This is a genomic window from Amycolatopsis taiwanensis DSM 45107 (genome assembly GCF_000519205.1).
In the GTDB taxonomy this organism is placed as follows: domain Bacteria; phylum Actinomycetota; class Actinomycetes; order Mycobacteriales; family Pseudonocardiaceae; genus Amycolatopsis_E; species Amycolatopsis_E taiwanensis.
Genome location: NZ_JAFB01000015.1, coordinates 1 through 16,363 on the forward strand (window position 1 = coordinate 1; position 16,363 = coordinate 16,363).

Sequence of the window (16,363 nt, forward strand, 5' to 3'; positions counted from 1 at the left end):
TGAGGTGATCTCAGTGACTTTCACGTGATTTTGTCGTGCTCGAAATGGGTGAGTACGAGTGCGGCTTTGACGATATTGCCGATTTTGCGTGGGCTGGTGGTGATATGGCGTAGTGTTCGCCAGCGTCCGGTGAGCAGGGCAAAGCCGCGTTCGCCCAAGCATCGCAGGCCCCGCAGCAGGGCGTTGTAGGACCGGTTGTCGACATCGAGGACCTGGCCGCCGGCGGGTTGTCTGATCGGGGTGAGGATACCGATGCCGGCCCCGGTGTAGCCGCCGTCGGCCAGTGTGGGCAGATCCAGTTGGGAGGCTGCCCAGTACAAGGCGCCCAGCACGTGGTCCTGGGCGGTGGTCAGGTCGTGGGCCGAGCCGGGCTCGACGTCACTGACCCACAGCGGAAACCCGGTCGGCGCCGAGAGCGCTTGGATGTTGCCGCCGTGCTCGTGGGCCTTTCCCGAGTACCACGCGTCAATCTGTTCCCCTTTCACACTGGTGGTTTGCTCGCCGCAGCGGTCGGTGGAGAAGAGTTTTCCATCCAAGATCAGGTGGGTCATGCCATCGTCTTTGGCTTTCCGTAAGGCTTCGTGGAGGTCCGGTGCCTGATCGGCGAGGACGGTGATGACCTCGTCCAGATAGCGATAACCGGTCGCGCGAGAGATCCCGTGATCGCGGGCCAGCGAGGTGACATCGACGTCCTGGCGGAACCAACGCAGGCCCAGCACGGCCTGCCGGAAGCAGGTCAACGCCCGGGTGGTTTTGCGGGTGCCGCGTCGGCGGCGTTCGGCGTGTAGCAGTCTACCCAGGTACTGGGCCAGTTCGCGGGGCACGTCGAGTGTGGCACGATAGCTGATCACGGGGAGCTTCCTGGTTTCGGACTTGATCTTCGCAAATCCAGTCCTACCAGGGGCTCCCCGCCCGACTTCCCCCGAGCCCCGACCTGTGTCCCGGCGCCTGTCCACATGACTCGTGCGCGCTTCTTCGGCCTTCAACACCGCAATCTTGGTGAGATCACCTCAGTGCCCGGTTGCACGCCCGCGAACGCGACCGTACGAGCGGCACCTGGGCCGTCAAAACTGAGGAACAGCACCTGCGGCGAGTGCTGCCAGGACTCGTGGAAGTTCATCCCATCGCGGGGCCCGGGCAGGCACAACCGTTATTCGATCGAATGGACAAGTTCGCGGGGCCACGCCTTCGCGGCCCCGTGACCCAACGGGAGAAGGACGCGCTCGACGAACGAACCGAGCGCGCCGTCGCTAGTAACGAACTCGTCGACGCGTTCAACGTCTACACCCTGCAGACTATGCTTGCCGACCAGGCGCAGCTTCCGGAGATGGCGGAGCATGTCTACGACGAGCTGAGGTCGTTCCGGCTGCCGGGGGACCCAGCGGAACAGGCTTTCCCGCATGCGTCGGTCCATGTCGTGTGGCGTCGCGAAGAACTCGTGCGCCGGATCAAGATGGCTGGCGTGCTCGTGCGGGTCGAGCACGACGCGCAACTGGCCGCAGGAGACCTGAAGGGTGTCCAGGACGCCCATGCTGCCGACGACCTGGTGTTTTCGTCGTCCGAGTCTCTTCTACGCGGGGCGATGTTCCTCGACGCCTACTTCGGGCCGCTGCTCGGTGCGCTGTCGCCGGCGATATGGGGCTTCCACACGGCGCGGGAGATTGGGCTGGTCGTGTACAGCCTTGGGCGACCGATTGCTGGCACCAAGGGTGAGGCCGCCGAACTGCTCCAGCTCCTCCCTACAACTGGTCCGTGCGAGTCAGTCCGGAATCCTCATGTCGAGCCACGATCCTGTTCGGAGGCGATCGAGTGGTGGGCGACCCGACTTGACCGCCTGTTCGGCGTGTTGACAAACCCCGCCGTTTTCACCGATCAGGAGGACCATTACGTCCCGATCAAGCACATTCAGGCCGTCAGCAGCGCGGAGCAGTTGTTCAGACGAATTACGTCGCTGCAGGGTGCTCATCGGGACGAGGTCGCGCAGCGGGTGCTGTTCTTCTCCTCACTGGACATGCTTGAACGCTTGGTCGGCCGGGACATCGAGAGTTACTGCACCCTTCGGGTAGCCGAGGCGACGCTGCAACACTTGAGAACGGAGATACCGTCGGCGGCGGCTCAGCTCTTGCTCCCACCCGCCGAACGCGCTGTCACAGCGCTGCGGGAACTCCAGGACGGCTTCTATCTTGCCCGGCAACTGGGGAAGTCGGAGATCGAGGTGCTCGATCACGGAACCGTCGTTGCCCAGATGTCGCTGGACAAGGCTGCTGCCGCTTACGTCAAAATGCTGCGCAATGCGACCCACGGGTTCGGGACCCGGAAGGCAGGTCAGGTGGCCTATGCCAACAGTCTGCTTGCCCACCACAACGGTGTCCTCCCACATGACCTGGTCCTGCTGGCCTATCTGTATTTACTCGACGTGCTGACCAAGCCGGACGTCCTCGCGCGCAGGCTTTACCGGCAGGGCCGTGTCGACTGACATCTGCTGGTCGAGGCCAGGACCCTTACTTACGCGACTCGCTCCCGTCCGTCTGAGTGAACTGTTCGTCGCGTCTCACGCCGGATACGAACGGTTGCTGACGCAAGCACCTCGTCGGCTTTCGGTTGTTCGCGTCCTCGGCTTTACTCGCGACCGTTGTTTGCCCGTCTCAGTTTCCGTCTCGTTCATTGCTGGTCGCGATGGTTCAGCGCGACGTATCCTGCCCATACGACCAGGTAATACTTCGTTTGCGAACGGTGGTGTACGGAGGATCGGAGATCTGAAAAGCGGAAGGTCGCCGGTTCGACCCCGGCCCTGGCCATCCCATTTGACCAGCATAAATGGCCCTCACCGACTACGGCGAGGGCCGTTTCGCGTACTGGGCCGTCTCAGTTTCCGTCTTAGTTGGGGTTGCGGGGATCGCTGTAGAGCCCTGCGGCGACCTCGTAAATGATCTCCAAGCCGTCCTCGTCGTCCCATTGCTCGCCGACCTCGACGAAGCCGTATTGCGATGCAAGTTGGTAGGAGGCAAGGTTGTCGGGGCTGATGGTGACCCGAACGGTGTGTACCTGCGGCTCGTCGGCGGCACGGCCCAGCAGGGCTTCCAGAGCGGCGCGAGCGTAGCCGCGTCGCTGGTAGGCCGGGTCGACGGCGTAGCCGATCTCCACCATTCCCGTCGGGTCGGGAGCTCCGTGGTAGCCGGCCTTGCCCACCGCCAGTTGCTGTTGTTCGTCCCAGATGACGCCGGTTACCCATGCTGCGCTGGTGGGATCTTCCTCGACTTGCCTGTGGCGCCTCTGCCACACTCCACGGCTGTCCGGGCCCGCGAAGTAAGCGGATAGGGGGACAGGGCTGACGGCGTTTGCCGCGGCCAGGTCGCCTTCGGCGAGAGCGTGGAACGTAGGACCGTTCAGGTGCACGATGCGCACGTCCGGCCTGGTGCGGCGGTCGGTCATGTGCCAAGGCTCCCATACGCCGGTGGAAGAGCCTGCACGGTCCGCGCAACCGCGACTCGGCATAAGCGGACGTTGCAGTGAGAAGAGAAAGGGAAAGCGGCCCTGCGTGTTGCCGAGCCGTTTTGCGTCCACGCTGGTTCGGTTTGGGTTCCAGAGGTCGGTCGTCGAGGTCGCGGCGTGGGTCGAGGGCTTTCCGGTCGGCTGCGCGAACATCGAGCCGCCCTGTGCCACTCGGAACCGTCAAGTTCACTGTTGCTCCTCGTGCATGATCAGTAGGTCGTACAGGCGGTCGGGCAGGACGATGCCGCGCCGGCCACCTCGGGACTTCACGTCCACTTCGGCGAGACCCCCGTGGCGCTTCGGGCCCAACGCGCATGGTCTGTGCGGTCGGGTGGCATGCCACCGGTGCCGACCGCCGGCCGGCGAAAGAACCGAGAGCCGGCATGCGGGGACCACCGGCCTGCGTGGCGAAGAAGGTCACCAGGCCGGTGAGGAACCGACCAGGCAACCGGTCAGGAATCGAGAAGCCTTAGCGGTCACAACACAATTAGCGTGATCGCCATGGACATCACCATCAACGCAAGCTTCTTCCCCCACACCGACCCCGAGGCGTCCCTCGCCTTCTACCGCGACATTCTTGGCTTCGAGTTGCGCAAGGACGTCGGCTCCGGGGTCATGCGCTGGCTCACGATGGGCCCAGCAGGTCAGCCCGACACCAACATCGTCCTCGCGCCGCCCGCAGTCGGCCCCGACGTCACCGACGACGAGCGGCGCACCATCACCGAGATGATGGCCGGGGGCCGCTACGCCATGCTGCTCCTGTCCACCGAGGACGTTGACGGCACGTTCGACAAGATCCAGGCGAGCGGTGCCGAGGTCGTCCAGGAGCCGACAGACCAGGGTTGGGGGGTCCGCGACTGCGCCTTCCGCGATCCAGCCGGCACCGTGGTCCGCATCAGCCAGGCCGGCTGATCGCATGGCCGAACCGCGTGACCGCGCGACCAGGAAGGCAGACGCGTTGGCAATGCTGGCTGCCGAGGTCGATGTCTGGGTCGCGACCGCCTCGAGCACAGGCGCGCCGCATCTCATCCCGTTGTCATTGGCGTGGGCTGATGAGCGAGTGATCATTGCGATCCCGAAGTCATCGGTCACTGCCCATAACCTGGGCGAAACCGGCGCCGCCCGGCTCGCGGTAGGCCCGACGGGCGACGTGGTGATGATCGACGCCGTCGTTGACAAGGCCGCCAGCGCAGCCGAAGACGCCGCCCTGGCCGAAACGTTCGCCGCACACGCCGACTGGGATCCGCGCCGCGACCCCACCTACATCTACTTCGTCCTCCGTCCCGTCCGAGTGCAGGCGTGGCGCGAGGCCAACGAGATCGCCGGCCGCACCCTCATGCGCAACGGCGGGTGGCAGATCTGAGGAGACCCTTGGAAGGCTCTCGCTGTGGATGCAGCGGACGACGCCACTCGCGTCACACGGCCGCGCAGAGCTCCGGAACGACATCCTCGATGTTCTCCCGCAGCACGAAGGCGGCTTCGGCGTCGTACGGCGTCGGATCGCGGTTGACGATCACTAGCGTCGCCCCGGCGCGGACGGCCAGCGTGCACAGCGAGGCCGCGGGCTCGACCATCAGCGAACTGCCGACAGCCAGGAAAAGCCGGCTCGCCGCAGCGATGTTCCGTGCGTGGCCGAGCACGTCGGCATCGAGGTTCTGTCCGAAAAGGACGATGTCGAGCTTGACGATGCCACCACAGTCGGGGCATGACGGATCCTCGTCGCCGCCTTCGACCCGCGCGAGCACCTCCGCCGTCTCGAACCGCGCCGGACATCGGGTGCACACCGCGGTGCGCATGCTGCCGTGCAACTCCAGCACCTTGCGGGCGGCGAGCCCGGCGCGCTGGTGCAGGCCGTCGATGTTCTGCGTGAGCACCCGAACGGCGACGCCCTCACGGTCCAGCCCTGCGACCGCGCGATGCGCCGCGTTCGGCTCGGCGCGCCAGGCGGCGTGCCTGGCGTAAGTGCGCCAGAATTGTCGCCGGACCGCCGGATCCGACATGAAGTTCTCGAGCGTGAACGCGTTCGCCGCGGCCGGGTCCCGGGTCCACACGCCCTCCGGTCCGCGGTAGTCGGGAATCCCGGAGCCCGTCGAGATGCCCGCCCCGGTCAGCACGGCTATCCGCCGCGCGCCCCGGATCCGGTCGACGAGCTCCTCGTTCATGGGGCCAGGTTAGTGGGCCGAAGGCGGGCGCACGATCCAATTTCAGCCGGGTCGATGAGCCGCAGCTTCCTGCGAACAAGGGCGCGGCATAACGCAACGGGACCGCCGACCGAAGCGGAGCGGCAGGCCGTGCGACCCCTCGACCTTGTCCGGGTCCGTGTCGACCTGCGGCGCCACTGCAGGGCGCTCGTTCATATGCTCTGTTCGACTCGACCGAGGGAGATCGGCATGACGCCACTCGAGACGATGAGCGAACGGGAGTTCTTCGCCGATGTCGGTCGGCGGCCCGGCATGTTCGTCGGGCGCGCGACCTACCACGCGATCAGTTCCTTCATCGACGGATACGACCGGCACGCCATGCGCGACGGTGGCGGATGGCTGACCGAATTTCACGATTGGGTCCTGCGGAAACGCGGCCTCAAGAGTAGCCCTCTGGTGTGGAGTGGCGAGGTGCTGTGGCTTGCCTTTCCTGATGGCGCATTCCGCGCGAGTGCCTTCGACCTCACGGCCGACGAAAACGCGCACGCGATCAGCGTGCTGTTCGAGTTGCTGGACGAATTCCTGGCCGAACGAGAAGCGGCCGGCGATGGTCCCGCGAGTGCATAGCAGCCCTCGATGCGGGTACGTGCTGGAAACGGACGAGTTGCTAAGCGAGCTTCACCGTCGTGGCTGGACGCTGGTCCCGTGAGGTCGGAGGACCATCCGGTGTTGCCGATGGGCACGTTCCGGTGGCCGTTGGCTGCCGACGTGTTCATCGCGACAACCTCGCCGAGCCCGAGCGCAAGGAGTTGGCCGAGCTGCTGAGGACGGTGCTGCGGACTGTTGAGGGGGTCAGCGTCTGAGGGCTTGTCCCCCGTGGGAGCTACACGCGAGTGTCCTTCCCAAGGGGATTCCCGGCAGCCCACGGGAGCCTAGTTTTCCCGGCATGACAACGAAAAACGACTCCTTCCGCAAGTTCCGGTTTCCGATCCTGCTGGTCGCCATGATCGCCGTGATGGTGGTGGCGAGCCTCGTCAACGCCGCGGTCGGCGGCCTCGGTCTCCTCTCGCTCGTCGTCGGCCTCGGCACCGCGGCGGCCGGGTTGTTCGCCTACACCCGGCTGTCTCGGTGGCTCGAGCAGCGCGACAGCGTCGGCGAGCTGGCCCGTGAGAAGGCCAGACCAGGCCTCCTGCGCGGAACTGCCATCGGCGCCGGCGCCTTCGTCGCGACGATGCTGCTGATCGGGATGTTCGGCGGCTGGGACCACTTCTCCGGCGGCTCGTTCTGGGGCTTCGTGGCGAGCATCGGGATGATGGCGAGCGCCGCGGTCAACGAGGAGCTGCTCTTTCGCGGGGTCATCTTCCGGTTCGCCCAGGACCGGTTCGGCACGTGGAACGCGCTCGCGCTGTCGGCCGTGCTGTTCGGCGGATCGCACCTGCTCAACTCCGGTGCGACGCTGTGGGGCGCGATCTCCATCGCCATCGAGGCCGGGATCATGCTGGGCGTCTGCTACGTCTTCACCCGCTCGCTGTGGCTGCCGATCGGCTTCCACTTCGCCTGGAACCTGTTCGAGTCCGGCGTCTTCGGCACCACCGTCTCCGGCGCCTCGAACACCCCGGACGGCCTGCTCAACACCGCGCTGTCCGGTCCCGCCGTGCTGACCGGCGGGTCGTTCGGCCCGGAGGCCAGCCTGATCGCCGTGCTCACCTGCGTGGTGCCCGCCGTTTTCCTCTTCCGCAAGGCCTCGCGCCAGGGCCTGGTCGTGCCGTTCCGCTCGAAGAAGACCGAGGCCACCGCGGGGCTTGAGGTTCAGTCGTGAACCTCGACGAGTCCCGTCCGGTAGGCCAGGACGACAGCCTGGACCCGGTCGCGCAGATCGAGCTTCGTCAGGATCCGCGACACGTAGGTCTTCACGGTCTCGGCACTGATGACCAGCTCGGCCGCTATCTCCACGTTCGACAGGCCCTTCGCGATGAGGCCCAGCACCTCCCGCTCGCGGGGCGCAAGGACCTCGAGGACCTGCCGGCTGGGGGCGCCGGCGGTCGGGCGGATGCGCTCGGCAAACTGACCGATCAGGGTGCGAGTGACGGCCGGGGCCAGCAGCGACTCACCGCGGGCGATGGTGCGGACGCCGTTGATCAGCTCGTCCGGGGGCGAGTCCTTCAGCAGGAAACCGCTGGCCCCGGCCCGCAACGCCGCGTAGACGTACTCGTCGACGTTGAAGGTCGTGATGACGAGGATCTTCGCCGGGTTCGCCGCACCGGCGCCGGCCAGCCGCTTCGTGACCTCGATGCCGTCCATCAAGGGCATCCGGATGTCCATCACGATGACGTCCGGCTCAAGCAGCTGGGCGGCCTCCAAGCCGGCGGGACCGTCCGCCGCCTCGCCGACGACTTCCATGTCGGGCTGCGCGTTGAAGATCGCGACGTAGCCGGCGCGGATGAGCGCCTGGTCCTCGCAGATCAGTACCCGGATCGGCGCGGTCATGCCCTGCTCCCGGTCGGAATCGATGCGCGCACCCGGAACACCCCGTCGGCCGCGGCGCCGGCGCTCAGCTTCCCGCCGACCTCCTGCACGCGCTCCCTCAGCCCGCTCAGCCCGCGGCCGCCGGAGAGGCTCCAGTCCGGCGTCGCCGCGGCGCCCTCGCTGGCGACCTCGATGTCCACCTCGTCCGCGCGGTACCCGATGCGGACGACCGTGCGATGACCACCGGCGTACTTGACCGCGTTGGTGAGTGCCTCCTGCACCACCCGGTAGCCCGCGAGTCCGGCGGCTTTCGGCAGCGCCGTCCGTTCGCCCTCCTCGACCAACTCGACCGGCTGCCCGCCGTTTCTGATGACGGCCACGAGATCCGCGACGTCGTCGAGCGCCGGGGACTTGCCCGCCGACGGCTGGTCGCCGGTGGCCTCCAGCACGCTGAGCAGCGACCGCAGCTCCTTGAGCGCCCGGCGACCGGTGTCGCCGATGGTGTCGAGCGATTCGGCGACCTGCTGTGGCGAACCGGTCAGGTACTTGGTGGCGCTGGACTGCACCACCATCGCGGTCACGTGGTGGGTCACCACGTCGTGCAGCTCGCGGGCGATGCGCGAGCGCTCTGCCGCCTTCGCCGTCTCGGCCTCCAGCCGCCGGCGAGCGACCTCCTCGGCCCGTCGGGTCCGCACCAGCATTCCGATCGTGACGCCCGCCAGGGCCGCCGCGTAGAACAGCACGAAGTCCGCGAGCCCGTTCGGCGAGTGCCGCAGGTACAGGACGACGCAGAACACCGCGTAGCCGACGGTGCTCGCGATCGCCACGGTCCTGCGGTAGCCGTCTTGGAGCGCGCCGACCGAGTAGAGCGCGATCAGCAGCCCGAGCGTGCCGGCCGTGGCCGGGTATGCGACCGACTCGTGGACGGCGAAGCACACTGCGACCACCGCGAACGACCCGGCGGGCCAGCGCCGGCGGACGGCCAGCGGCAGCGTCATGCCCAGTGTGAGGACCACCGCGAACACATCGACAGGTCGTTTCGGCAGGTCACCCAAGGTCGTACCGAGAAGCGCCGTGAACGGCAGGAAACTGAAAACGGTGAACACGAGGGCGAGCACGGGATCGGCCGCCAGCCTCGTGAACCAGCGCGCCGGACGCGTCGACATGCGAGGCAGTCTAGACCGACCCGGCCGCCGACCAGGCCACGTCGGCCTCAGGGCAGGTTGCCGCGTCAGTCTTCGAAGCGCCAGATCTCTTCCATCAGGGTCGTGTAGTCCTTGGTGCGGCGGACGCGGAAGGCGGACATCTGGACGGCTTCGAAATGCCAGGGGGCGCAGGGGCCGAGTGCGAGGTCGCCGAAGGCGTGCCAGTTGGTGCGGGAGGGGTCCTCCTCGTCCAGTTCGGCGTCCTGCCCGGCCAGGGACTCGGGCGGGATGCCGAGTGCGTGCAGGATGGCGCGGGGGTCGCCGGTCAGCTCCCACAGTTCGCTGTCCCAGCCCGTGTAGTGCAGCATCGGTCCGTCGGGTAGGTGGATGGTGTTTTCGGAGTGGGACTCTCCCATGTCGCTGCTTACCGATCCGATGATCCGGGCGTCCGGGTAGCGCTGGTGGAAAGCTTCGGTTTCAGCCAGCAGTGGGCACTCGTTCCCGTTGTCGGCGAGCGCGGGATCGGAGATGCCGATGATGTTGCCCCAGCAGCCGACCTTGATGATGTCCAGGTCGGCACGTGTCGCCGGAAAGTCGGAGACGGTCGTGACGAGGGGCAGTTCTTCGAGGACGGCCTCGACGGGGCCGAAGGTCTCGGCGACCTGGCGGGCCCGTGCGGGGTCGTGGGGAGCGAGTTCCGCAATCGTGCTGCGGTCGGTGGTCGTGGGGAAGGGAGGGTGGAGGATGGTGATGGTGTACTCGCCCCATCCGTGGACTTCACGGTCAGGCGGGCAGGTCCAGTAACTGTTGTCGATCATGCGCGTCACCGTAGTGATGGGCATGCGCCTTACCGCAGTTCTGCTCATAGCGGCCGTCGGTGCCCCCAGGCAATTTCACGGGTCGTTCGCTTATTCTCTGGACTACGTGGCGAAGCGAATAGATCGCCGCCCACTCCGAGTCGTACTTACCCCGGTGCCAAGCCACCAGCCGGACCGCCCGCTGCCGCACCTCAACCGGCTGCCGTCCGCAAAGATCAAGATTTCCATCGGCTCGGGGCAGTTAATGCTCGGCGAAACCACCGGAAAGCGCGCACTCGGCCCTGCGCTGAGCGAACTCGCCGACCGTCTCGGCGCCTGGCCCGGCACTGCCCGGAATCGGGCGACCGGCACAATGTGCGGGTGAGAGTGAGCGAACTGCAGGCGGTCTGGGAAAAGCTCGGCAATGACGATCCGTTGTGGGCGGTGCTTTCCGACCCCGGGCGCAAGGGCGGCCGGTGGGACATCGAGGAGTTCATGGCCACTGGGCAGGAGCACGTCGACTACGTGCGGGGCCTGCTGGAGCGGCACGAACTCACGTTCGGCGAGCGTGTACTGGACTTCGGCTGCGGCGTCGGGCGGCTGTCGCAGGCGCTGGCCGCGCACGTGCCGCACGTGACGGGTGTGGACATCGCCTCCTCGATGATCGACAAGGCCCGGGAGCTGAACTCCTTCGGTGACAAGGTTTCCTACGAGCACTACGACGGCAGGCTGCTTCCTTTCGAGGATGGCAGTTTCGACTCCGCGATGAGCCTGATCGTGGTGCAGCACATGCCGCCCGCCGTACAGCTGTCGACGATGCTGGAACTCAACCGCGTCGTGCGCCCCGGCGGCCTGCTGGTCTTCCAGGCGCCGCGTGCGCCGCGGTCCGAGCATCCGCTGGTGGCGGAGAACTGCCGCGCGGAGATCACCCTCCTCGAGGGCCCGGATTCCTTGCCACCCAACGGGATCGGCACCGTGCTGGCCACCGTGACCAACACCGGCCCGGCGGCCTGGACGCCCGACCACGACATCAAGTTCGCCAACCACTGGTTCCGCGACGGTGAAATGGTGGTGCGAGACGATGGCCGCACTGAGCTGCCGCGCAAGGTTTCGCCGGGCGAGTCGGTGGAGTTGGAGCTGGCCGTGTGCGCGCCGGACGAGCCCGGGCAGTACGAACTGGTGCTGGACATGGTCGAGGAGTTCGTCGCCTGGTGGTCCGACCACGGCAGCGCGGTCGCACGGCTCGGCGTGACCGTCGGCGAGGACGCCCGGCCCAGCCAGCTCGCGTTCAGCGCGCCCGAGCCCGCCGCGCAGGTGGACCCGGCCATCGCCGGCGAGCCCGACGAGACCGAGGGCATCGAGATGCACCCGGTGCCCGCTCCCCTGGTGCGTTCGGTGTTCGAACACATGGGTTCCGAGCTGCTCGCCACCGACGACTACGCCATCGCCGGCCCGGAATGGGCCAGCCGCACGTACCTGATCCGCGTCGGACGGCGCTAGAGACTGTTTTGAAGTGGCTTGCATGACGGTGCGGGTGGCGTCGTCGCGTCCTGCCACAGGCGGGCTGCCGCGCCTCAGCGGATGACAGACTGAGCAGGTGATCGATGATCTCCCTGCCGGCCTCAGGGCTCGGCACCTGACCGAAGAAGACCATCTCCGAGTGCTGGCCGTACTGGACACGTGGTGGGGCGGTCTGAAGGGCGAGGCGGGAGCGAAAGAACGTGCGCTCCTGCTGCCTCGGCTGTACTTCCAGCACTTCACCACCACCAGCTTCCTGGTGGAACGTGACGGTGGGCAGATGGTTGCCTTCCTGGTCGGCTTCCTTTCGCAGACGGACCCCGAAACCGCGTATGTGCACTTCGTCGGCGTCGACCCTGCGCTGCACGGGCAGGGCATCGGACGTGCTCTGTATCGGTCCTTTTTCGCGCTCGCTCGGTCGCATGGACGCCGTTACGTGCACTGCATCACGAGCCCGGGTAACACTGGGTCGCAGGCATTTCATGCGCGGCTCGGCTTCACAACCTCAGCGGTCAAGCCGGATTACGACGGCCCCGGACTCGATCGCGTGGCGTTCACCATCGACCTGTCCGAGGATTGAAACCCGGTGGGCCCGGTCGGCGTCTTGGGGCGTGTCGACCGCGGCGAGGTCCTGCTGCACGGCAACTACGGCTTCAAGAACGGCCGTCCATGGACCATCATGTGTGGTTGTGGAGTCCACCCGTGTGGATCGCTGGCTGTGGGCGGTCCGGCTGACCAAGACCCGACCGGACGCCGCCGCGGCCTGCCGCGGCGGGCACGTGCGCATCAACGACCGGCCCGCCAAGCCCGCGACGACGGTGTCCCCCGGCGACGAGGTACGCGCACGCGTGGGCGGCACGACCCGAATCGTCGAGGTGGTGCGGGTGATCCAGAAACGCGTCGGCGCGGCCGATGCCTCCGCCTGTTTCATCGACCGGACACCCGCGCCGCCCCCGGAGACGTCCTTGCCCGTCGCCCGCCGCGACCGAGGCGCCGGACGACCAACGAAACGAGAACGCCGGGTTCTCGACAAGTTTCGCACCGGGCGCGCCTGACCGATTGCCAGCGCATCCGCATGATCTCCGGAATGAGCGTGCATGCCGGCGGAGGCCAACGCCGCTACCTGTTCTCGCGAAGCGGGGCGCCGGCCTGATGTAGGTGGCGCAGGGCCTCGCCGTAGGAAGCGATCAGGCCGGTCTCGTGGTAGGGCACCCCGATCTCCGCGCAGTAGTCCCGCACGATCGGCTGCGCACGACGAAGATGTGGCGAGGGCATGCTCGGGAACAGGTGGTGCTCGATCTGATAGTTGAGGCCGCCCAGTGCGAGATCCACGAGCCGGCCACCGCGCACGTTCCGCGAGGTCAGCACCTGGCGGCGCAGGAAATCAGGACGGTCGGTGCCGCTGAACATCGGCATCCCCTTGTGGTTCGGGGCGAAGATCGAACCCATGTAGATGCCCCAAAGTCCCTGGTGCACGGCCACGAACGCGAGTGCCTTGCCTGGCGAGAGCACCAGGAAGACCATGCCCAGGTAACCGACGACGTGGGCGATCAGCAGTGTCGCTTCAACCGCACGCTGTTTCAGCGTCGGTGCGAACAAGGCGCGGAACCCCGAGTAGTGCAGATTCAGTCCTTCCAGGGTGAGCAACGGGAAGAACAGAAAGGCCTGCCTGCGTCCGATGAAACGTGGCACGCCCCGGCTCTGGCGTGCCTGTTTCTTCGACCACACCAGGATGTCCGGGATCACGTCGGGGTCGAGGTCTTCGTGGTTCGGGTTGGCGTGGTGGCGCGTGTGCTTGTCCATCCACCAGCCGTAACTCATGCCGATGCCGAGGTTGCCAACGATTCGCCCGAGGGTTGCCGTGGCCCGGCGAGTGCGCAGGACCTGGCGGTGCGCGAGATCGTGCGCCAGCAAGGCGATCTGGCCGAACACGACCGCCAAGAACGCGGCGACGAGAAGTTGCAGCCACGAGTCGCCGATCGCGAAGAACGCGGCCCACCCTGCGGCGAGTGATCCGCCGACCAGCCCGAAACGCAGGATGTAGTAGCCGGGTCGTCGCCGGAACAGGCCGGCCTCGGAAATGCGCCGTGACAACCGGGAAAAGTCGCTGCCACGCATGGTTTCTTCGGTGCTGGTCACTCCGCTGAGTCTGGTCACCGGCCAGGCCCGCGATAAGCCTGTACACCCCCAATCCTTGCGGGGGAAAGCCCTACCTCGCAAGGCCCGGGTCGTCGATCCGCACCATCCTGCCGAGCCGGGCCGTCCGAGGGGATTTCGCCCTCGGACGGCCCGGCTCGGCTGGGATTGCGGGCAGCCGAGCTGGTCGGCTGGTGTTCTTCAGCGGCTGCGGGCGACGATGTCGCCGTGGGAGGTGGTGGCGTGGATGTCGAGTTCGGTGGTGCCGTCGTTCTTGAGGGCGTTGCTGATGCGGCCGTGGCCGGTGCTGGCGTCCAGGGAGGCTGAGACGCCGGCGGCGGCGCCGACCGAGATGCCGCCGGACTGGGTGCGCAGCACGACCGTGCCGCGTGCGGCCTCGAGGATCCGGATGTCTCCCCGGGTGGTGCTGATCTCGGCGGGGCCGTCCAGCCGGCCGACTTCGACGTCGCCGTCGACTGCGGTGAGGCGGACGCTCGCGGCGTCGTCGATCTTGATCTGGCGGTAGGCGCCTTCGAAGGCGACGTCGCCAAGGCGGCCGACGCTGCGGAGTTCGGCGCTGGCGGTTTTGGCCTCGATGCGGGAGTCGGCGGGCAGTTGGACGGTGACCTGCAGGGCTCCGGAGGGACCGAAGTACTGGTTCTTGGGCTCGGAGGTGTGGATCCGCAGGACGCCGTCGGCGTAGGCGACGGTGGTGCGCTCCGCCGCCTTCACGTCGCGGCCCTTCGAGGCGTCGGCGGGCAGGACCTCGACCACGGTGTCGGCCCGGTCGCCGGCGATGAGCTGGACCTGCCCCGCGGGGATGTCCAGGATGGCGGAGATCGGGGCGGGGGTGTCGAACTTCTGCATCGTGGTCTCCTGACGGTTCGTTGCGTCCCAGCTGGTGGGGATGCCTGTGGTGGCTGCGGGTGCGATCGATGAGCTGATCACGGAAACCACGATCGCCCGCTGTCCTGACACCGGAACGCCACCGTGCTGACGCGGCCCCTGACACGGCGCCGCCACCGGACACAACGGCAGGTCACGGGCACGGTGGAGATCAAGATTCAGGTTCGCCACCCGGCTCGTGGGGGTTACGGCAGCAGGCGGGACAGGTGATGGTCCACGAGCGAGATCACTTCCGCCGGCGTTCGGTGGCCGAGCAGGACCGCCTCGCCGAGGCCGGCGACGAGGGCCAGCAGGAGGTCTGTTTCCTGGAGCGGGTCCAGCTTCGGGTGCAGCCGGCCGTCTGCCTGGGCAGCGGTGATCATGGCGGCGACGGCGTCGCGGAGTTGTGTGTGACCGACGCGGAATCGGTTGGCGATCTCCGGGTCCTTCAGAGCGCGTACGACGAACGCGTTCGCGACCAGCGCCTCGGTCCGGCTTTCGTCCTTGAAGGGGAGGAGAGCGATCAGTGCGGCGCGCAGGTCGGTCGGCCCGTCGGCGAACTCGGTCCGCAATCGGTTTTCCACCCAGTCGCGCAGTGTTCCCGTGGCGTAGCGCAGCATGGCGTCTTTGCCCGGGAAGTAGTGCTGTACCAGGCCCTTCGAGATGCCGGCCTCGGCCGCGACCTCGCCGAGGCTCACCGCTTCCAGGCCCCGATCGGCCGCGATGCGGCAGACCGCGTCGGCGATGAGCCGTCGCCGCTGCTCGTGATCGACGCGCTTGGGCATCACACCACCTTTCACAATACGATCGGATTGCAAACCGTCGCGAAGCCGTTTACGATACGAGCGTATCGCCAAACAGGGAGGCCTCCGGATGACACTCGGCGGATTCATCTCGCCGCAGGCTCGCGTCGAGTACGACACGGCATACGACCGGGGGTTCGCCACGCTGCCCGCCCCCGTCGAACAGCACGATGTCCCGACGGCGTTCGGTACCGCGCGGGTATACCGCTTCGGCGAGCCCGGGCCTGTCCCGGTGGTGCTGCTCCACGGCCGGGCCGGCACGACGATCATGTGGAAGCCCAATCTCCCCGCGCTCGCCGCGCGCGGCCCGGTGTACGCGGTCGACTTGATCGGCGAGCCAGGACGCAGCGAACAGACCGCTCCCATCCGGAACGCCGAAGACCAGGCCGCTTGGCTCGACACCGTGTTCACCACGCTGGCCCTGCGCAAGATGCATCTCGTCGGCTATTCCTTCGGTGGCTGGGTCGCCGCCAACCAGGCCGTGCGAGCGCCGGACCGGCTCGCCTCGCTGACCTTGATCGACCCCGTGCAGACCTTCGCCCGGTTCCCGGCCTCGTTGCTCGTGCGCACCGCGCTCACCCTCGTTCCAGGCATCCGTCGCCGGGCACGATCGTCCTTCCTGGCCTGGATCTCCGGTGCGGCCGAAGTGGCCGAGGACGACCCGGTGGCAACCGTGATCAACGAAGGCATGCGGACCTATCAGATCGCACTGCCGACCCCGACCCTGTTCACCGACGCGCAACTGCACGGCGTGACGGTCCCGGTGCTCGCACTCATCGCGGGCCGCAGCGCCATACATGACAGCCGGCGCGCGGCCACTCGCGCCCGCGAGCTGCTCCCCGACGGCCGGGTTGAGCTGTGGCCGGCGGCGACCCACGCGATCGCGGGCGAGTCGGCCACCGAGGTCAACGCCCGGGTGCTGGAGTTCCTGGCCGAGATCGAGCAACGAGGTCACGTGCGGCGATGACGGACCGGACACC

General features: G+C 67.3%; 20 protein-coding genes. 10 read left to right on the forward strand and 10 right to left on the reverse strand.

Features of this window, described 5'->3' with window-relative positions; translation table 11 throughout:
- Positions 1–20 precede the first annotated feature (20 nt).
- Entirely contained in the window at positions 21–851 is an 831-nt protein-coding gene (locus A3CU_RS0113360) for a transposase family protein (protein WP_027942519.1), read from the reverse strand.
- A 170-nt stretch (positions 852–1,021) separates the two neighbouring features.
- Between A3CU_RS0113360 and A3CU_RS0113365 the strand changes: the two genes are divergently transcribed.
- The gene (locus tag A3CU_RS0113365; protein ID WP_156960358.1) at positions 1,022–2,476 is read left to right on the forward strand and encodes a hypothetical protein; all 1,455 of its coding nucleotides are present in this window, start codon (positions 1,022–1,024) and stop codon (positions 2,474–2,476) included.
- Between the two features lie 401 nt (positions 2,477–2,877).
- Here the strand turns inward: A3CU_RS0113365 and A3CU_RS0113370 are convergent, their stop codons facing one another.
- Positions 2,878–3,645: a GNAT family N-acetyltransferase gene (locus A3CU_RS0113370; protein WP_245617058.1), complete on the reverse strand. Its 768-nt coding sequence runs from the start codon at positions 3,643–3,645 to the stop codon at positions 2,878–2,880.
- 33 nt (positions 3,646–3,678) lie between these two features.
- Entirely contained in the window at positions 3,679–3,801 is a 123-nt protein-coding gene (locus A3CU_RS55120; RefSeq protein WP_281174116.1) for a hypothetical protein, read from the reverse strand.
- Positions 3,802–3,993: 192 nt separating this feature from the next.
- Here A3CU_RS55120 and A3CU_RS0113380 point away from each other — a divergent pair, with 192 nt between their 5' ends.
- Both A3CU_RS0113380 and A3CU_RS0113385 read left to right on the forward strand, forming a co-directional pair.
- A complete protein-coding gene (locus A3CU_RS0113380; protein ID WP_027942716.1) occupies positions 3,994–4,404 on the forward strand; it encodes a VOC family protein in 411 nt (136 codons plus the stop codon).
- Positions 4,405–4,408: 4 nt separating this feature from the next.
- A complete protein-coding gene (locus tag A3CU_RS0113385) occupies positions 4,409–4,855 on the forward strand; it encodes a pyridoxamine 5'-phosphate oxidase family protein (RefSeq protein ID WP_027942717.1) in 447 nt (148 codons plus the stop codon).
- Between the two features lie 52 nt (positions 4,856–4,907).
- On the opposite strand, the gene A3CU_RS0113390 is transcribed toward A3CU_RS0113385, so the two are convergent.
- Positions 4,908–5,654, reverse strand: coding sequence for an SIR2 family NAD-dependent protein deacylase (locus A3CU_RS0113390; RefSeq protein ID WP_043841082.1), 747 nt, complete (start codon positions 5,652–5,654; stop codon positions 4,908–4,910).
- 228 nt (positions 5,655–5,882) lie between these two features.
- On the opposite strand from A3CU_RS0113390, the gene A3CU_RS0113395 reads away from it, so the two are divergent.
- Together A3CU_RS0113395 and A3CU_RS44695 are read left to right on the forward strand one after the other, a co-directional pair.
- Positions 5,883–6,260, forward strand: coding sequence for a hypothetical protein (locus A3CU_RS0113395; protein ID WP_027942719.1), 378 nt, complete (start codon positions 5,883–5,885; stop codon positions 6,258–6,260).
- Positions 6,261–6,579: 319 nt separating this feature from the next.
- Positions 6,580–7,452: a CPBP family intramembrane glutamic endopeptidase gene (locus A3CU_RS44695; RefSeq protein WP_156960359.1), complete on the forward strand. Its 873-nt coding sequence runs from the start codon at positions 6,580–6,582 to the stop codon at positions 7,450–7,452.
- Here A3CU_RS44695 and A3CU_RS0113410 read toward each other — a convergent pair.
- The 3 genes from A3CU_RS0113410 to A3CU_RS0113420 all read right to left on the reverse strand — a co-directional run bounded on the left by A3CU_RS0113410 (position 7,443) and on the right by A3CU_RS0113420 (position 10,062).
- Positions 7,443–8,120: a response regulator gene (locus A3CU_RS0113410; protein ID WP_027942720.1), complete on the reverse strand. Its 678-nt coding sequence runs from the start codon at positions 8,118–8,120 to the stop codon at positions 7,443–7,445. The two genes, A3CU_RS44695 and A3CU_RS0113410, sit on opposite strands and share 10 nt — an antisense overlap.
- Positions 8,117–9,265 (reverse strand): sensor histidine kinase, encoded by a 1,149-nt coding sequence (locus tag A3CU_RS44700; protein ID WP_052371702.1) that lies wholly within the window; start codon positions 9,263–9,265, stop codon positions 8,117–8,119. The genes A3CU_RS0113410 and A3CU_RS44700 overlap by 4 nt, the downstream gene beginning before the upstream one ends.
- Positions 9,266–9,330: 65 nt before the next feature.
- Positions 9,331–10,062, reverse strand: coding sequence for a DUF6333 family protein (locus A3CU_RS0113420; RefSeq protein WP_027942721.1), 732 nt, complete (start codon positions 10,060–10,062; stop codon positions 9,331–9,333).
- 154 nt (positions 10,063–10,216) lie between these two features.
- Between A3CU_RS0113420 and A3CU_RS0113425 the strand changes: the two genes are divergently transcribed.
- The 4 genes from A3CU_RS0113425 (at position 10,217) to A3CU_RS0113440 (ending at position 12,614) form a co-directional block, all read left to right on the forward strand.
- Positions 10,217–10,426 carry a hypothetical protein gene (locus tag A3CU_RS0113425; protein ID WP_027942722.1) on the forward strand — a complete coding sequence of 70 codons (210 nt, stop codon included), beginning with the start codon at positions 10,217–10,219 and terminating at the stop codon, positions 10,424–10,426.
- Complete coding sequence (locus A3CU_RS49780) at positions 10,423–11,541, forward strand: class I SAM-dependent methyltransferase (RefSeq protein ID WP_156960360.1); 1,119 nt, start codon at positions 10,423–10,425, stop codon at positions 11,539–11,541. Before A3CU_RS0113425 ends, A3CU_RS49780 begins: the two co-directional genes overlap by 4 nt.
- A gap of 97 nt (positions 11,542–11,638) precedes the next feature.
- Positions 11,639–12,139 (forward strand): GNAT family N-acetyltransferase, encoded by a 501-nt coding sequence (locus tag A3CU_RS0113435; RefSeq protein ID WP_027942723.1) that lies wholly within the window; start codon positions 11,639–11,641, stop codon positions 12,137–12,139.
- Between the two features lie 109 nt (positions 12,140–12,248).
- Entirely contained in the window at positions 12,249–12,614 is a 366-nt protein-coding gene (locus tag A3CU_RS0113440; RefSeq protein WP_027942724.1) for an RNA-binding S4 domain-containing protein, read from the forward strand.
- Positions 12,615–12,678: 64 nt separating this feature from the next.
- Here A3CU_RS0113440 and A3CU_RS0113445 read toward each other — a convergent pair whose 3' ends face one another.
- The 3 genes from A3CU_RS0113445 to A3CU_RS0113455 all read right to left on the reverse strand — a co-directional run bounded on the left by A3CU_RS0113445 (position 12,679) and on the right by A3CU_RS0113455 (position 15,365).
- A complete protein-coding gene (locus A3CU_RS0113445; RefSeq protein ID WP_043841129.1) occupies positions 12,679–13,677 on the reverse strand; it encodes a fatty acid desaturase family protein in 999 nt (332 codons plus the stop codon).
- A gap of 219 nt (positions 13,678–13,896) precedes the next feature.
- The gene (locus tag A3CU_RS0113450) at positions 13,897–14,562 is read right to left on the reverse strand and encodes a DUF4097 family beta strand repeat-containing protein (protein ID WP_027942726.1); all 666 of its coding nucleotides are present in this window, start codon (positions 14,560–14,562) and stop codon (positions 13,897–13,899) included.
- A gap of 224 nt (positions 14,563–14,786) precedes the next feature.
- Complete coding sequence (locus A3CU_RS0113455) at positions 14,787–15,365, reverse strand: TetR/AcrR family transcriptional regulator (RefSeq protein ID WP_027942727.1); 579 nt, start codon at positions 15,363–15,365, stop codon at positions 14,787–14,789.
- Between the two features lie 88 nt (positions 15,366–15,453).
- Here A3CU_RS0113455 and A3CU_RS0113460 point away from each other — a divergent pair, with 88 nt between their 5' ends.
- The gene (locus A3CU_RS0113460; RefSeq protein WP_027942728.1) at positions 15,454–16,350 is read left to right on the forward strand and encodes an alpha/beta fold hydrolase; all 897 of its coding nucleotides are present in this window, start codon (positions 15,454–15,456) and stop codon (positions 16,348–16,350) included.
- The last annotated feature ends 13 nt before the right edge of the window (positions 16,351–16,363 follow it).

Excerpts from the sequence above, each read along its gene's own strand:
- A3CU_RS0113450 (WP_027942726.1), bottom strand. The coding sequence starts at position 14,562 with ATGCAGAAGTTCGACACCCCCGCCCCGATCTCCGCCATCCTGGACATC.
- A3CU_RS0113370 (WP_245617058.1), bottom strand. The coding sequence starts at position 3,645 with ATGTTCGCGCAGCCGACCGGAAAGCCCTCGACCCACGCCGCGACCTCG.
- A3CU_RS0113455 (WP_027942727.1), bottom strand. The coding sequence starts at position 15,365 with ATGCCCAAGCGCGTCGATCACGAGCAGCGGCGACGGCTCATCGCCGAC.
- A3CU_RS44700 (WP_052371702.1), bottom strand. The coding sequence starts at position 9,265 with ATGTCGACGCGTCCGGCGCGCTGGTTCACGAGGCTGGCGGCCGATCCC.
- A3CU_RS0113410 (WP_027942720.1), bottom strand. The coding sequence starts at position 8,120 with ATGACCGCGCCGATCCGGGTACTGATCTGCGAGGACCAGGCGCTCATC.
- A3CU_RS0113445 (WP_043841129.1), bottom strand. The coding sequence starts at position 13,677 with ATGCGTGGCAGCGACTTTTCCCGGTTGTCACGGCGCATTTCCGAGGCC.
- A3CU_RS0113385 (WP_027942717.1), top strand. The coding sequence starts at position 4,409 with ATGGCCGAACCGCGTGACCGCGCGACCAGGAAGGCAGACGCGTTGGCA.
- A3CU_RS0113420 (WP_027942721.1), bottom strand. The coding sequence starts at position 10,062 with ATGATCGACAACAGTTACTGGACCTGCCCGCCTGACCGTGAAGTCCAC.
- A3CU_RS0113460 (WP_027942728.1), top strand. The coding sequence starts at position 15,454 with ATGACACTCGGCGGATTCATCTCGCCGCAGGCTCGCGTCGAGTACGAC.
- A3CU_RS0113380 (WP_027942716.1), top strand. The coding sequence starts at position 3,994 with ATGGACATCACCATCAACGCAAGCTTCTTCCCCCACACCGACCCCGAG.
- A3CU_RS44695 (WP_156960359.1), top strand. The coding sequence starts at position 6,580 with ATGACAACGAAAAACGACTCCTTCCGCAAGTTCCGGTTTCCGATCCTG.
- A3CU_RS0113390 (WP_043841082.1), bottom strand. The coding sequence starts at position 5,654 with ATGAACGAGGAGCTCGTCGACCGGATCCGGGGCGCGCGGCGGATAGCC.
- A3CU_RS0113395 (WP_027942719.1), top strand. The coding sequence starts at position 5,883 with ATGACGCCACTCGAGACGATGAGCGAACGGGAGTTCTTCGCCGATGTC.